Origin of the sequence: uncultured Caulobacter sp., from assembly GCF_937900395.1 — a bacterium.
Lineage (GTDB): Bacteria > Pseudomonadota > Alphaproteobacteria > Caulobacterales > Caulobacteraceae > Caulobacter.
Window position 1 is genome coordinate 27,779 of the sequence record NZ_CALCDX010000050.1, and the last position, 16,239, is coordinate 44,017.

Annotated in this window: 8 protein-coding genes and 3 pseudogenes; 10 read left to right on the forward strand and 1 reads right to left on the reverse strand. The window is 68.1% G+C overall.

Annotated features, from left to right (window positions below; all coding sequences use genetic code 11):
- Positions 1-7 precede the first annotated feature (7 nt).
- From Q0379_RS04565 to Q0379_RS04605, 9 genes and pseudogenes are all read left to right on the forward strand, one after another.
- Entirely contained in the window at positions 8-1,471 is a 1,464-nt protein-coding gene (locus tag Q0379_RS04565; RefSeq protein ID WP_299004858.1) for a carotenoid oxygenase family protein, read from the forward strand.
- A gap of 76 nt (positions 1,472-1,547) precedes the next feature.
- Entirely contained in the window at positions 1,548-2,258 is a 711-nt protein-coding gene (locus tag Q0379_RS04570) for a TetR/AcrR family transcriptional regulator (RefSeq protein ID WP_299004860.1), read from the forward strand.
- A gap of 180 nt (positions 2,259-2,438) precedes the next feature.
- Positions 2,439-4,682 (forward strand): TonB-dependent receptor, encoded by a 2,244-nt coding sequence (locus Q0379_RS04575; RefSeq protein WP_299004863.1) that lies wholly within the window; start codon positions 2,439-2,441, stop codon positions 4,680-4,682.
- A gap of 87 nt (positions 4,683-4,769) precedes the next feature.
- Positions 4,770-6,092, forward strand: coding sequence for an MFS transporter (locus tag Q0379_RS04580; RefSeq protein WP_299004866.1), 1,323 nt, complete (start codon positions 4,770-4,772; stop codon positions 6,090-6,092).
- Positions 6,093-6,179: 87 nt separating this feature from the next.
- On the forward strand, positions 6,180-9,542 hold the full coding sequence (locus Q0379_RS04585; RefSeq protein WP_299004869.1) for a glycosyltransferase: 3,363 nt from the start codon (positions 6,180-6,182) through the stop codon (positions 9,540-9,542).
- A gap of 240 nt (positions 9,543-9,782) precedes the next feature.
- Positions 9,783-10,982: an ADP-forming succinate--CoA ligase subunit beta gene (gene sucC, locus Q0379_RS04590; protein ID WP_013080871.1), complete on the forward strand. Its 1,200-nt coding sequence runs from the start codon at positions 9,783-9,785 to the stop codon at positions 10,980-10,982.
- Positions 10,983-11,867, forward strand: a complete 885-nt coding sequence (sucD, locus tag Q0379_RS04595; RefSeq protein WP_299004876.1) for a succinate--CoA ligase subunit alpha — start codon at positions 10,983-10,985, stop codon at positions 11,865-11,867.
- A gap of 177 nt (positions 11,868-12,044) precedes the next feature.
- Entirely contained in the window at positions 12,045-15,008 is a 2,964-nt protein-coding gene (locus tag Q0379_RS04600; protein WP_299004878.1) for a 2-oxoglutarate dehydrogenase E1 component, read from the forward strand.
- Between the two features lie 60 nt (positions 15,009-15,068).
- A pseudogene (locus Q0379_RS04605) lies at positions 15,069-15,557 on the forward strand (biotin/lipoyl-containing protein); the annotation flags it as partial.
- Positions 15,558-15,628: 71 nt separating this feature from the next.
- Here Q0379_RS04605 and Q0379_RS24145 read toward each other — a convergent pair.
- A pseudogene (locus Q0379_RS24145) lies at positions 15,629-15,718 on the reverse strand (CinA family protein); the annotation flags it as partial.
- Between Q0379_RS24145 and Q0379_RS04610 the strand changes: the two are divergent.
- Positions 15,690-16,239 (forward strand): annotated as a pseudogene (locus Q0379_RS04610) (hypothetical protein); the annotation flags it as partial. The pseudogenes Q0379_RS24145 and Q0379_RS04610 overlap by 29 nt on opposite strands.

Genomic DNA, 16,239 nt, shown 5'->3' on the forward strand with positions numbered 1-16,239 from the left:
GGGGATCATGAACCGACGCGACATCCTGCGCGGCGCGGCCCTGATGGGCGGGGCCGCCCTGCTGACCCCCGAGGCGGTTTGGGCCGGCGCGGCCAACGTCACGGCCGGCGATTGGGCCCTGGGTCTGGCCGATGTCGAGAGCGACGTCGCGCCGACCGCCATGATCCGCCTGCACGGCCGCGCGCCGGCCGAGCTGAAGGGGACCTTGTTCCGCAACGGCCCGGCCAAGTTCCGGCGGCCGGGCGGCTCGGTCGGCCACTGGTTCGACGGCGACGGCATGGTCCGCAAGTTCCAGATCGCCGATGGCGAGGCGCGGATGGCCGCCCGGTTCGTCGACACGGTCAAGCGCCGCAACGACACGGCCGCCAACGCCGTGATCACCCCCGGCTACGGCACCGCCCCTGGGCCCGGCGCGCGCCTGACGGGCCCCGACGACGCCAACGCCGCCAACACCTCGGTGATCATGGCCGGCGGCGAGCTGTGGGCCCTGTGGGAGGGCGGTTCGCCCACCGCGCTCGACCCCGCAAGCCTGGAGACGCGCGGCTTCAAGACGCTGCGTCCTGATCTCAAGGGCATGCCGTTCCTGGCGCACCCGCGCGTCCAGCCGGACGGGACGATCTGGAACCTCGGCCTGTCGGGTCGCCACGCCATCGTCTGGAAGCTCGCCCCCGACGGCGCCCTGCAGAAGGCCGAGATGATCGCGCTGCCGCGCGCCAGCTACATGCACGACTTCACGGCCACCTCGCGCCACCTCGTCATCCTGCTGCAGCCGTGGGTGGTCGAGCGCTTCCGCATGCCCATCGCCACGGCCATGGCCTGGAAGCCGGAGCTGGGAACCCAGGTCCTGGTCATCGACAAGGACGACCTGTCCAAGCGCCGCGTGTTTGAGCTGCCGCCGTTCTTCTTCTTCCACCTGGGCGACGCCTGGGAGGAGCGCGACGGGACCATTCGCTTCGACGCCTGCGTCGACGAAAGCCCCGTCGGCACGGCCCAGAACGCGGGCATGTTCCTGCGGGGCCAGCATGTGCCGGGCCCGCCGCCCCGGCGGGCCTTCATCACCCTGCGCGCTGACGGCCAGGCCGAGCTGGCCAGGGAAGCGATTACCGCCGAGTTCCCGCGCGGCGATCCCCGCTTCGCCGGCGAAGTTCGTCAGTACTCGGTCCACGTCACCAACGAGCAACCTGACCGTCCGCTGTTCCAGGGCGTCGCGGTGCGCGACTGGAAGCGCGATCGCGAGCAGATCTTCGGCTTCGGGCCGCGACACCTGGTCGAGGAGATGGTCTTCGTCCCGCGCCCGGGCGCCAGCCAGGAACTGGACGGCTGGATCGTGGGCACGACCCTGAACCTCGACGCCAAGGCGACCGAGCTGCATGTGTTCGACGCCCGCCGCGTGGACAGGGGGCCGATCGCCGCCTGGCGCGCGCCGGTGGCCCTGCCGGTGACCTTTCACGGGGTGTTCGTGCAAGCTTAGAGAACGCCGGTCCTTGCCAGGCCCGCCGGGTTGCGCCTATCCGGGGACGCAGCGCAACCAAGGCGGGCCCTTCCTCATGACCGCAGCCAAGACTGCACCCAAGTCAGGGGCCCGCCCCGGCGGGCGGGGCCGTCCGTCCAAGGCCAAGGGCCTGGACCTGAAGGAGACGATCCTAGACGCGGCCGAGGGCCTGTTCGCGCGCCACGGCTTCTATGGCGTCACCACCCGGCAGGTGGCGGCCGAGGCCGGCGTCGACACCGCCCTGATCCACTACTACTTCGGCGCCAAGCGGGAGCTGTTCGACGCGGTGTTCCTGCGCCGGGCCGAAATCCTGAACCAGGCCCGCGAGGCGTCGATGGACGCCTATCTGAGAGACCATGGCGGCGCCATGACGGTCGAGGGCGTGATCGAGGCCTTTATCGACCCGCTTCTGCGCATTTCGCAGGACGGCGGTCCGGGTTGGAAAAGCTATTTCGCCTTGGTGGCCCAGGTGAACAACACGCCGGCCTGGGGCGGCGAGACCATGACCCGGTTCTTCGATCCCGTGGTCCACCGGCTGGTCGAGACGCTGAAGAGCGTGCGGCCCCAGGCCGAGTACCGCGATCTTTACTGGTGCTATCAGTTCCTGACCGGCTCGATGATGCTGGCCCTGTCCGAGACCGGACGGATCGACTCGCTGTCGGAGGGCGAATGCCACTCCAGCGATCTGGAGGCGGTGAGGGCTCGGCTGTTCTCCTATTGCGCCGCCGGCTTCGAGGCGGTGATCGCCAAGGCTGGCGCGGCCTAGTCTGTCTTCGGAACAACACCCTTCGTCTATTTTCATCACCTGATGAAAAAGGGCTGGCGCATGGCGCCGGTTCGGGTGATGGTGTCGTCAATTCGCTGTTCGATGAATTGGCGAAACTCCCGAGCGCGCGTCCGCGAAGACGGACCGACCGGGACGGGCGGAAACGAGGGAGGGAAACCCATGACTTCGATGTGGAAGGCCGCATTGCTGGCGGGCGCGGCGTGGAGCGCTGTCGCGGGCGCGGCTTCGGCGCAACAGGCTCCGGCCGCCGACGACAGCGTCGGCGTCGAACAGGTGGTCGTGACCGCCCGCCGGCGCGAAGAGAACCTCAAGGACGTGCCCGTCGCGGTCTCGGCCTTCTCGGCCGACAAGCTGGAACGCGCGGGCGGGACCGACATCACCGTGCTGCAGCAGACGACGCCGAACATCACGGTGCAGACGGCGCGCGGTTCGAACTCGACCCTGATCAGCTATATCCGCGGCGTGGGCCAGCAGGACCCGCTGTGGGGCTATGAGCCCGGCGTCGGCCTGTACGTCGACGACGTCTACATCTACCGCCCGCAGGGCGCGGTGCTGGACATCTTCGACATCGAGCGCATCGAAGTGCTGCGCGGTCCGCAGGGCACGCTGTACGGCCGCAACACCATCGGCGGCGCGATCAAGTACGTCACCAAGCGCCTGGGCGACGAAGCCGGCGCCAAGGTCAAGGCGACCTATGGCAGCTACAACCAGACCGATGTGCTGGTCACGGCCCAGACCCCGATCGCCGACACCGGCCTGTCGGTCGGCGCCGCCTACGCCCTCTACAAGCGTGATGGCTACGGCAAGAACCTGACGACCGGCGCTGACCATTACGACAAGGACGTCCACGCCTATCGCCTGAGCGCCGAGTACAAGCCGACCGAAGACCTGTTCTTCCGCCTGGCCTACGACCGGGTCGAGGACAACTCCAATCCCCGCCACGGTCGCCGGGAGCTGCCCTCGCTGACGGGCGGCTATCAGGTGCTGGACGTCTATGACACCCAGGCGGGCCTGGGCGACAAGAACCACGTCCTGACCAAGGGCGTGTCGCTGACCGGCCAGTGGAACGTCACCGACAAGGTCACGCTGAAGTCGATCACCGCCAATCGTCGCGGCCACACCGACACCCTGATCGACTTCGACGGCACCCCGCTGCCGACCCTGGACGTGCCGGCCACCTATGACGACCGCTCGTTCTCGCAGGAACTGCAGGCCGTCTACGCGGACGACAATGTCCAGGGGGTCTTTGGCCTGTACTACATGAACAGCCAGGCCTCGGGCGAGTTCGACACCATCGCCGGCAATCTCGGCGTGTCGATCGCCGACGGCGGCAAGGTCAGCACCCAGAGCTTCGCGGCCTTCTTCGACTTCAGCGCCAACCTCACGGACCGCCTGAAGGTCTCCCTGGGCGCCCGCGCCACCCGCGACGCCAAGCGCGCCAACGTGTTCCGCCTCTTCTATCTCGGCGCCACCCGCTCGCCGTTCCAAGGCGGCGCGCAGCGGCCGATCCTGCAGACGCGCACCAACTACAGCGCCGACAAGACTTTCGAGCAGTTCACCCCGCGCATCTCGGTCTCGTACGAGCTGAACGACGACCTGACGACCTACGCCTCGTTCTCCAAGGGCTACAAGTCGGGCGGCTGGGACATGCGCGGCGACGCCTTCATCACCCCGCAGACGGTCAATGGCTACAAGCCCGAGATCGTGAAGACTTACGAAGCCGGCCTGAAGGGCTTCGCCCTGGAGCGCCGCGTGTCGTTCTCGTCGGCGGTCTTCCTGTCGAAGTACACCGACCAGCAGGTCACGACCCAGGTCGTGGTGCCGTCGGGCATCGCCAGCTCGGTCGACAACGCCGGCGCCTCGACGCTGTACGGCGCCGAGTTCGAGGCGAACGCCAAGCTGAGCCGCAGCCTCTCGGCCAATGTCGCCCTGGGCTACATCCACGCCAAGTATGACACTTTCAGCCGCTTCGTGCCGGCCGGCGCGCCCAACCCGCTGAACCCGTCGCAGACCCTGGCGACCGGTCAGGTGATCAACGTCGCCGACCTCTACGGCTTCCAGAACACCCCGCAGTGGACCGGCAATGTCAGCCTGACCTGGCGGGGCGAACTGGCCGGCGGTGATCTGGCGATCACGCCGATGGTCAGCTATCGCGACAAGTACCAGCAGTTCGAGCAGCCCCTGCCGGCCCTCGACCAGAAGGCCTTCACCCTGGTCGACCTGACGGCGATCTGGACCGCGCCGGGCGGCAAGTACAAGCTGGCCCTGACCGGCAAGAACCTGACCGACGAGCGCTATCGCACCGGCGGCTACAACTTCGCCGGGGCCACCTACAACAACTCGGTGATCGGCTTCTACGGCCCGCCGCGCACCATCGCCGGCTCGATCGAGGTGGCGTTCTAATCCTCTAGGCGAAAGCTGGGGCGGGGCTTGCTGCAACAAGCCCCGCCCGTTTTTTATGTAACCAGTGGCGTGAGCGGGGGACGATCGATGAGCGACAATGGAAACGCGGCGCCGGAGAAGGCGTCGGGATATCGCTATGTCGTCCTGGCCATGCTGGTGCTGGCCTACACCTTCAATTTCCTGGACCGGCAGATCCTCGGCATCCTGGCCAAGCCGATCAAGGACGAGTTCGGCCTGACCGACGCCCAGTTCGGCCTGATGGGCGGCCTGGCCTTCGCCCTGCTGTACACGACCCTCGCAATACCGATCGCCTGGCTGGCCGACCGCTTCAGCCGCGTCTGGATCATGACGGCGGCCCTGACCCTGTGGAGCGGCTTCACCGCCCTGTGCGGCGTCGTCGGCAGCTTCGGTCATCTGTTCCTGGCCCGGATGGGCGTGGGCATCGGCGAGGCGGGCGGCGTCGCGCCAGCCTATTCGCTGATCTCGGACTACTTCCCCAAGCATCAGCGCGCGCGGGCGCTCGCGGCCTACGCCTTCGGCATCCCGCTGGGCACCGCGGCCGGGACCCTGGTCGGCGGCCTGCTGGCGGTCCACTACGGCTGGCGGACGGCCTTCATCGTGGTCGGCCTGCTGGGCGTGCTGCTGGCGCCGATGTTCCGCCTGATCGTGCGCGACCCGCCGCGTGGCGGCGCCGACCGCGCGCCCGGCGAGCCGGGCCCCGCTCCCGCGCCGGCCGCGCCGCTGGGCCAGGTCGCGCGCCTGCTGGCGGCCAAGCCCAGCTTCTGGCTGCTCTCTCTGGGCGCGGCCTCGTCGTCGGTCTGCGGCTACGGCGTCGCGGCCTGGCTGCCGTCGTTCTTCATGCGCAGCCTGGGCCTGACCCTGGCGCAGACCGCTTGGTACTATTCGGGCATCGCCTTCCTGGGCGGCGTCGTCGGCATCTGGCTGGGCGGCGTGATGGCCGACAAGCTCGGCGCCAAGTCCAAGGCGGGCTATCCGCTGACCCCGGCAGTGGCCTTCCTGATCTCGGTGCCGTGCTTCCTGCTGGCGATGAACAGCGGCGCGCTGGTGGGCGACCTCGGCGGTCAGGCGGCGCTGGCCGTGGCGTTCCTGATCTTCCTGATCCCCACGGGCCTGAACCTGACGTGGCTGGGCCCCATCACCGCCGCCGTCCAGCACCTGGCGCCCGCGCCGATGCGCACCACGGCCTCGGCCCTGTTCCTGCTGATCAACAACCTGCTCGGCATCGCCGTCGGCCTCTACTACTTCGGCAAGGTCTCGGACCTGCTGAAGCCGGTGTTCGGCGCGGAGTCGCTACGCTGGGCGATCTATACCGGCATGGGCTTCTACCTGCTGGCGGCGCTGCTGTTCTTCCTGGCCTCGCGACGCCTGGAGCGCGACTGGGTCGACTAAGGGGGCGGCGGAAGGTCGCAAGGTCCCAACCGCCACGCTTCGGACAATTTCAGGTATCAAGCCCGCGGCAAATCGCGAGCGCCCTGAATGACCCCCGAAGACCGCCACATCTTTCACGACCCTACGGGCAAGCGTGAACGACGGGCAAAGCTGATCCTCGGGATCGTCATTTCGCTGATCGCCGCGCTGGTGGCGGGCTTCGTGGCGACCCTGGCCTTCGCGCCGCGTCTTCCGGACGCGCCGCTCAAGGACCCCCGCGCCCTGACGGCCCTGCACCAAGAGACGCCGCGCAAGACCAAGCCGGTCACCTCCTGGAAGCGCGTTCCGCGCCCAAAGGCCGCGCCCAACGGCGCCGCGGCGCGGCCGCTCTCGGTCGGCTTCTATGTCGATTGGGATCAGGACAGCCGCGAGTCCCTGCGCCGCAACATCGACAAGCTGGACGTCGTCTCGCCGCAGTGGGTCGCGATCAAGGGCTCCGGGGGCGACATCGTCGTCACCGACGATCCGGAAGGCGCCGCGCGCATCGCTAACGCGCCCAACCACCCGGCCGTCCTGCCCCTGGTGCACAACTCGGCCAACGCCGCCTTCAACGGACCGCTGGCCGACGCGCTTCTGGGCGACCCCAAGGCGCGGGCCAAGCTGATCGCCAATCTCAAGGACCTGGCCGCCCAGCGCGGCTACGGCGGCTATGTCTTCGACTTCGAGGCGCTCTCCGACAAGGGTCTGGCCGCCTATCCCAAGTTCCTGGCCGAGGCCCGCGCCGCCTTGCAGCCCGCTGGCCGCGAGGTCTGGGTCGCCGCGCCCTACGACGCGCAAGGATGGCCGCTGAAGCATTTGGCGCAGGCCTCCGACACCGTGGTGCTGATGGCCTATGACCAGCACTACGCCGGAGGAGACCCAGGCCCCAACGCCGGCCAGGACTGGTATCAGGCCGAGCTCGCCAAGCGCTTCGCCGAGCTTGACCCGGCGCGCACGGTGCTGGCCTTGGCCGCCTACGGCTACGACTGGACGCTGGACAAGCATGGCCGCCCGGCGTCCGGCGCGCCGGCGACGTTCCACGAGGCCATGCGCAACGCCCAGGACGCCGGGGCGTCGATCCGGATGGACCCGGACGTGCTGAACCCGACCTACGCGTACACCGACGACAACGGCGACGATCACGTCGTCTGGTTCATGGACGCGGTCACGCTGTTCAACGAGGTCAAGGTCTCCGACCCCTGGAAGCCGCGCGGCTATGCCCTCTGGCGGATGGGCATGGAGGATCCGGGCGTCTGGTCGCTGCTGGGCAAGCCCTATGGTCAGGCCTCGATCGCCGGGCTCACGACCCTGGCCAACGGCCAGGGCGTGGACTTCGACGGTGGGGGCGAGGTGCTGCGGGTCGCGGCGCTGCCGACGCCGGGCAAGCGCAGCCTGCAGCTCGATCCAGCCACGGGCCTGATCTCCAACGAGACCTACGACGTCATCCCCAGCTCCTACGTCATCGAGCGCTACGGCCAGCAAAAGGGCATGGTCGCCCTGACCTTCGACGACGGACCGGACCCGCGCTGGACGCCGAAAATCCTCGACATCCTCAAGGAGAAGCAAGCGCCGGCCACGTTCTTCGTGATCGGCCAGAACATGCAGAAGCGGCCCGATATCGTTCAGCGCGAGGTGGCCGAGGGCCACGATGTCGGCGGCCACAGCTGGACCCATCCCAACATCGGCGAGACGCCGCTGCCTCAGGTGCAGGTCGAGCTGAACGCCACTCAGCGCCTGTTCGAGGTGTTGACCGGCCGGTCGATGCGCCTGTTCCGGCCGCCGTACTTCGGCGACGCCGAGCCCTCGACCCCGCACGAGGTCGCCCCGCTGGTGATCGCCCAGACCCTGGGCTACATGACCGTGGGCCTGCGGATCGACCCGGACGACTGGCAAAAGCCCACGCCGCAACAGATTATCGACCGCACGCTCGACCGCCTGGACAATCCGGGCGATCGGCCGGGCCAGGTGGTGCTGCTGCACGACGCCGGCGGCGACCGCAGTCATACGATCGAGGCGCTGCCCGGTCTGATCGACGCGATCCGGGCGCGCGGCTACAAGCTCGTCACGGTGGGTGAGCTGGCCGGCATGACGCCCGAGCAGGTGATGCCGCCGACCTCGCGCACGGCGCTCGACCTGGCGATCGACCGCCTGGGCTTCGATTTCTTCCGCTGGACCCAGGCCGGCATGGCCGCCCTGTTCATCCTGGCTATCTTCCTGGGCGTGGCGCGTCTGGTGTTCCTGGCGAGCCTGTCGCTGGTCCATCGCTTCTGGACGCACGAGGAGCCCGCCGACCTCGATCCCGAGACCGGCCCGCTGGTCAGCGTGCTGATCCCTTGCTTCAACGAGGAGAAGGTGATCGCCGCCTCGGTGGCGCGGATCCTGGAGAGCGACTGGAAGAACCTGGAGGTCCTGGTCCTCGACGACGGCTCCAAGGACCGCACGGCCGACGAGGTGCGCAAGCACTTCGCCAATGATCCGCGCGTGACGCTGCTGTCGTTCGAGAACGGCGGCAAGGCGCGGGCGGTCAACCGGGGCCTGGCCGTGGCCAAGGGCGAATATGTCGTGGCGCTGGACGCCGACACCCTGTTCCCGCGCGAGACGATCGGCCGCCTGGCCCGTTGGTTCCAGGATCCGGACATCGGGGCGGTGGCCGGCAACGCCATCGTCGGCAACCGGGTCAACATCGTCACCCGCTGGCAGGCCCTGGAATACGTGACCGCCCAGAACCTGGAGCGTCGGGCGCTCTCGGCCCTGGGCGCGGTCACCGTGGTGCCCGGCGCGGTCGGGGCCTGGCGAAAGAGCGTGCTCGACGCCCTGGGCGGCTATCCGGCCGACACCCTGGCCGAGGACCAGGACCTGACCATCGCCTGCCAGCGCGCTGGCTGGAAGGTCGCCTTCGATCCCGAGGCCCGCGCCTATACCGAGGCGCCGGATACGGTCGGCGGTCTGCTCAAGCAGCGCTTCCGCTGGTCGTTCGGCACGCTGCAATGCGTGTGGAAGCACCGCCGGGCGATGTTCAGCCGCAAGACGCCGGTGCTGGGCTTCGTGGCCCTGCCGCAGATCTGGCTGTTCCAGATCATCCTGGCCGTCGCCGCCCCGCTGGTCGACCTGGCGGTGGTCTGGAGCCTGATCAGCGGCCTCTATGGCGCTATCGCCCACCCGGTGGAGTGGCGGCCCGACGACATGCTGCTGGGTCTCGTCTACTGGGCGATCTTCATCGCGGTGGATCTTTCGGCTGGCGCCCTGGGCATGGCCCTGGAGAAGCGCGCGCCTTGGGCCGACCTGCCGTTCCTGCCGGTCCAGCGCTTCGGCTATCGCCAGCTGATGTACTATGTGGTGGTCAAGTCGGTGGTCATGGCCATCCGCGGCGGCCGCGTCGGCTGGGGCAAGCTGGAGCGGCGGGCGACCGCCTCGGTGGCCTCGGACGCATGATCCCATGCGTTGTTCGGATGGAAAACGTTGTCATCGCGCGAAAAGGGTGTGACCGGTAACAATTCCGCAACGTCAAGGCTTTCTCTTGCCTGGCCGGGGCAGGGGATGCGCGATGACCTCTCATTGGGGGCGATAAGCGCGCAAGCCTTCACCTTATCGTCCACACGCGGTTGCGCCTGTGAAATAGCGCTCCTATAACCCCGCCACATTTCAGAAAGCCGTCGTCGAGACCGGGCCCTCATGAACATCCACGAACATCAAGCCAAAGCCGTACTCGCCGAGTTCGGCGCCCCCGTGCCGCGCGGCTTCGCCGCCTTCACGCCCGATGAAGCCGCCGCCGCCGCTGAAAAGCTGGGCGGGCCGGTCTTCGTCGTGAAGAGCCAGATCCACGCCGGCGGCCGCGGCAAGGGCAAGTTCGAGGGCCTCGGCCCCGACGCCAAGGGCGGCGTGCGCGTCGTCAAGTCGGTCGAAGAGGTCAAGACCAACGCCGCCGAAATGCTCGGCCGCGTGCTGGTGACCCACCAGACGGGCCCCAAGGGCAAGCAGGTCAACCGCCTCTACATCGAAGAAGGCGCGGCGATCGCCAAGGAATTCTACCTGTCGCTTCTCGTGGACCGCGCCTCGAGCAAGGTCTCGGTCGTCGCCTCGACCGAAGGCGGCATGGACATCGAGGACGTCGCCCACTCGACGCCCGAGAAGATCCACACCTTCACCATCGACCCGGCGACGGGCGTGTGGCCGACCCACCAGCGTGCTCTGGCCAAGGCCCTGGGCCTGACCGGCGGCCTGGCCAAGGAAGCCGCCTCGCTGCTGACCCAGCTCTATACCGCGTTCATGGCCAAGGACATGGCCATGCTGGAGATCAACCCGCTGATCGTGACGGCGGATGATCACCTGCGCGTCCTCGACGCCAAGCTGTCGTTCGACGGCAACAGCCTGTTCCGCCACCCGGACATCAAGGCGCTTCGCGACGAGAGCGAAGAAGACCCCAAGGAAATCGAAGCCTCGAAGTACGACCTGGCCTACATCGCCCTCGACGGCGAAATCGGCTGCATGGTCAACGGCGCGGGCCTGGCCATGGCCACCATGGACATCATCAAGCTGTACGGCGCCGAGCCGGCCAACTTCCTCGATGTCGGCGGCGGCGCCAGCAAGGAGAAGGTCACCGCGGCCTTCAAGATCATCACCGCCGATCCGGCCGTGAAGGGCATCCTGGTCAACATTTTCGGCGGCATCATGCGCTGCGACATCATCGCGGAAGGCGTCATCGCCGCCGTGAAGGAAGTCGGCTTGAAGGTTCCGCTGGTCGTCCGTCTGGAAGGCACCAACGTCGAACTCGGCAAGAAAATCATCTCGGAAAGCGGCCTGAACGTCATCGCCGCCAACGATCTGTCTGACGGCGCCGAGAAGATCGTCGCCGCTGTGAAGGGCGCCCGCTAAATGTCGGTTCTGATCGGTTCTCACACCAAGGTCATCTGCCAGGGCATCACCGGCGCTCAAGGCACGTTCCACTCCGAGCAGGCCATCGCCTACGGCACCAAGATGGTCGGCGGCGTCACCCCGGGTAAGGGCGGTCAAACGCACATCGGCCTGCCGGTGTTCGACACCGTCGCCGAAGCCAAGGACGCCACCGGCGCCGACGCCTCGGTGATCTACGTCCCGCCGCCCTTCGCGGCCGACTCGATCCTGGAAGCCATCGAAGCCGAGATCCCGCTGATCGTCTGCATCACCGAGGGCATCCCGGTGCTGGACATGGTCAAGGTCAAGAAGGCCCTGCAAGGCTCGCGTTCGCGCCTGATCGGCCCGAACTGCCCCGGCGTCCTGACGCCGGGCGAGTGCAAGATCGGCATCATGCCGGGCTCGATCTTCTCGAAGGGCTCGGTTGGCGTCGTGTCGCGCTCGGGCACCCTGACCTACGAAGCGGTGTTCCAGACCACGAACGCGGGCCTGGGCCAGACCACGGCCGTCGGCATCGGCGGCGATCCGGTCAAGGGCACCGAGTTCATCGACGTCCTGGAAATGTTCCTGGCCGACGAAGCCACCAAGTCGATCGTCATGATCGGCGAGATCGGCGGCTCGGCCGAGGAAGAAGCGGCTCAGTTCCTGAAGGACGAAGCCAAGCGCGGCCGCAAGAAGCCGATGGTTGGTTTCATCGCCGGCCGTACGGCCCCTCCTGGCCGCCACATGGGCCACGCGGGCGCGATCGTCTCGGGCGGCAAGGGCGGCGCCGAGGACAAGATCGCGGCGATGGAAGACGCGGGCATCCGCGTCTCGCCTTCGCCGGCCAAGCTGGGCGAGACCCTGCTTGAAGTGCTCAAGGGCTAACTAGAACACCGAAACCCCGCCTCGGCGGGGCCCAGGTTTTTTGCGACCGCCAGTCGACGATCCGAAAAAATCACCTGGGCCCCGCCAAGCGACGGGCGCCCGGGCGATTGAGAGACTATATTTACGGGCTTGCGGTAGCGCTCCCGTAAGCAAGCGGATCTGAAGGCGACAAAATCCATGGCGGACGACGCAGGCATCATCAACCAGGTCTTGACCGAGACCAGCTTCCTCTACGGCGCCAACGCGGCGTTCGTTGAGGACCTCTACGCCCAGTGGGCGGAGAACCCCGCCTCGGTCGAGCCCTCGTGGAACGCCTTCTTCTCCAGCCTGGCCGAACAGGCCGACCAGGTGAAGCGCGCGGCCCAGGATCCGGCCTGGACGCCCAAGAAGGTCCCGACCGTCCGTCCGGACTGGCTGTCGGCCCTGGATGGCCAATGGGCCACCGTCGCCCCCGCCGTCGAAGCCAAGATCGCCAAGGCCGTCGAGGGCAAGGCCCCCGGCGCCTCCGCCGAAGCCGTCCGCGCCGCCACGCTGGACAGCCTGCGCGCCATCATGATGATCCGGGCCTACCGGATGCGCGGCCACCTCGCCGCCAACCTCGACCCGCTGGGCCTTGAGCCGCCGAAGCCGGCACCGGAACTGGATCCGGCCACCTACGGCTTCTCGGACGCCGACTACGACCGTCCGATCTTCCTGGACTTCGTGCTGGGCCTCGAGACCGCCACGATCCGCGAAATCCTCGACATCCTGCGCCGCACCTACTGCGGCAATGTCGGCGTGCAGTACATGCACATCTCCGACCCGGCCGAGAAGGCCTGGCTGCAGGAGCGCATCGAAGGCCGCGACAAGGAAATCACCTTCACCAAGGAAGGCAAGGTCGCCATCCTGAAGAAGCTGATCGAGGCCGAGGGCTTCGAGAAGTTCCTGCACAAGCGCTTCCCCGGCACCAAGCGCTTCGGCCTGGACGGCGGCGAAGCCATGGTCCCGGCCATGGAGCAGATCATCAAGCGCGGCGGCGCGCTGGGCGTGAAGGACATCGTCCTGGGCATGCCGCACCGCGGTCGCCTGAACGTCTTGGCCGCCGTGATGGGCAAGCCCTACCACGTCATCTTCCACGAGTTCCAAGGCGGCTCGTCGGTCCCCTCGGACGTCGAGGGCTCGGGCGACGTGAAGTACCACATGGGCGCCTCGTCGGACCGTGAGTTCGACGACAACAAGGTCCACCTGTCGCTCACCGCCAATCCGTCGCACCTGGAAATCGTCAACCCGGTCGTGATCGGCAAGGCCCGCGCCAAGCAGGCCTTCACGCTGCGCGAGCAGCCGGACGCCGGCCGCGGCCACGTCCTGCCGCTTCTGCTGCACGGCGACGCCGCCTTCGCCGGCCAGGGCGTGGTGGCCGAGTGCTTCACCCTGTCGGGCCTGAAGGGCTACCGCACGGGCGGCACCATCCACTTCATCGTCAACAACCAGATCGGCTTCACGACCAGCCCGCGCTACTCGCGCAGCTCGCCGTACCCCTCCGACGTCGCCCTGATGGTCGAGGCCCCGATCTTCCACGTGAACGGCGACGACCCCGAAGCCGTCGTCTTCGCCTCGAAGGTCGCGACCGAGTACCGCCAGAAGTTCGGCAAGGACGTGGTCATCGACATGTTCTGCTATCGTCGCTTCGGTCACAACGAAGGCGACGATCCGACCATGACGTCGCCGATCATGTACGCCAAGATCAAGGGTCACCCGCCGACCCGCGAACTCTACGCCAGCCGTCTGGTCGGCGAAGGCGTGGTCACGCAAGCCGAGGTCGACGGCTGGGTCTCGGAATTCGAGACCTTCCTCGACAAGGAATTCGATGCGGGCAAGGCCTACAAGCCGAACAAGGCCGACTGGCTGGACGGCAAGTGGGCCGGCCTGACCCTGCCGGGCGACGAGGATCGCCGCGGCAAGACCGCCTTCCCGAAGACCCGCCTGCTCGAACTGGGCCGCCTGATCACCACGATCCCCGAGCGCATCGACGCCCACAAGACCGTGCGCCGCGCCATCGAGAACCGTCGCGACGCGTTCGAGAAGGGCGAGGGCATCGACTGGGGCGCGGCCGAGCACCTGGCCTTCGCCACCCTGCTCGACGAGGGCTATCCGGTCCGCCTGTCGGGCCAGGACTCGGTGCGCGGCACCTTCACCCAGCGCCACTCGGACATCATCGACCAGAAGACCGAGGAGCACTACACGCCCCTCAACAACATCCGTCCGGGCCAGGCGCACTATGAAGTGATCGACTCGGCCCTGTCGGAAGAGGCGGTGCTGGGCTTCGAATACGGCTTCTCGCTGGCCGATCCGAACACCCTGACCCTGTGGGAAGGCCAGTTCGGCGACTTCGTGAACGGCGCCCAGGTGGTGATCGACCAGTTCATCAGCTCGGGCGAGCGCAAGTGGCTGCGGATGAGCGGCCTCGTGATGCTGCTGCCGCACGGCTACGAAGGCCAGGGCCCCGAGCACAGCTCGGCCCGCCTCGAGCGCTTCCTGCAGTCGTGCGCCGAAGACAACATGCAGGTGCTGAACTGCACCACGCCGGCCAACTACTTCCACGCCCTTCGTCGCCAGATGAAGCGCGAGTTCCGCAAGCCGCTGATCGTGATGTCGCCCAAGAGCCTGCTGCGCCACAAGCGCGCCGTCTCGAACCTGGCGGACTTCGCCGAAGGCTCCAGCTTCCACCGCGTGATGGTGGACGGCGCCGAGGCCGGCTGCGACGTCGGCGGGATCACGCTGAAGAGCGACGACAAGATCAAGCGCGTCATCGTCTGCTCGGGCAAGGTCTACTTCGACCTGGTCGATCACCGCGCCAAGACCGGCCGCGACGACGTCTATCTGCTGCGTCTGGAGCAGTTCTATCCGTGGCCGATGAAGTCGCTGATGAACGTGCTGGGTCGCTTCAAGAACGCTGACCTGGTCTGGTGCCAGGAAGAGCCGAAGAACATGGGCGGCTGGACCTTCGTCGACCCGTGGCTGGAGCTGACGCTGGACAAGCTGGACATCAAGGCCAAGCGCGCCCGCTATGTCGGTCGTCCGGCCTCGGCCTCGACGGCCGCCGGCCTGATGAGCCGCCACCTGAAAGAACTCGAGACCTTCCTCAACGAGGCCTTCGCGTAAGCGAAGGCTCCCGTTACCAACAAACCCGCCGGACCAAGCAAGAGAGACTCGGAAAGCCCCATGGCCGACATCAATACGCCCGCCCTCGGCGAATCCGTCACCGAAGCCACGGTGGCGCGCTGGACCAAGAAGGTCGGTGAGGCCGTGAAGAAGGACGAGATCCTCGTCGAGCTGGAAACCGACAAGGTTTCGCTGGAAGTGGCCTCGCCCGCCGACGGCGTGCTGTCGGCCATCGGCGCCGCCGAAGGCGCGACGGTTGTTCCGGGCACGGTCCTGGGCGTGGTGACCGAAGGCGCCGCCGCGGCCGCCGCTCCGGCCGCCCCGAAGGCCGCCGAGGCGCCGAAGCCGGCTCCGGCTCCCGCCGCTGCTCCGGCCCCGGCGCCCGCGCCGGTCGCCGCCGCGGCTCCGGCCGCCGCGCCGGTCAGCCCGGCTCCGGCTCGCATCGCCGCCGAGACCGGCCTGGACCTGTCGAAGGTCGCGGGCACCGGCAAGGACGGCCGCGTGACCAAGGGCGACGCCCTGGCCGCCCTGGAAGCCCGCGCCGCCGCCCGGGAGACCACCGGCCCTTCGGGCACGCCGAGCGCGCGGTACTTGGTCCCGTTCCGGTAGGCGACCACCCCGCCGGCGAACCACTCGCTCGCGTCGCCCGCCCTCGCGAGTGCCGCACTGAGGGCGCCACCCGTGAGCGACTCGGCGACCGAGACCGTCATCCCCCGCCCTCGGGCGTGCTCGCGCACGGCGGCGGCGAGCTCCTCGATCGAGGATGCCCGGTTCATCCTGCGGCCCGTCGGCCTAGATTCGATCCATGGGCACCCTGTTCTACGGCGCGGCGCGCACGCCGATCCCGCGCTGAACGCCTCCCGGGCACTGGTCGCCGACGCGTGCCGGCTGGTGGAGCGCCTGCGCGCCGGGGCGGGCGCCGGCGCCGAGCTGATGCTGGACCTCAACTTCAACCTCAGGCCCGAAGGGGTGCGTCGGCTGGCCGCCGCGCTCGATCCGCTCGGCCTCGCGTGGATCGCGGAGATCGGGGCGTACGGGACGGTGTCCGGACCGGACACGTCCCTGCTGCACCAACCCGCGAACGCGATCCGGGATGCGCTGCATCGGGACGGCGTCACGACGCTCGACGAGATCGACCTCTTCGAGATGAACGAGGCCTTCGCGAGCGTCCCCCTGGCCTGGCAGCGCGAGGTCGGCGTCGACATGTCGCGGGTCAACGTGAACGGCGGGG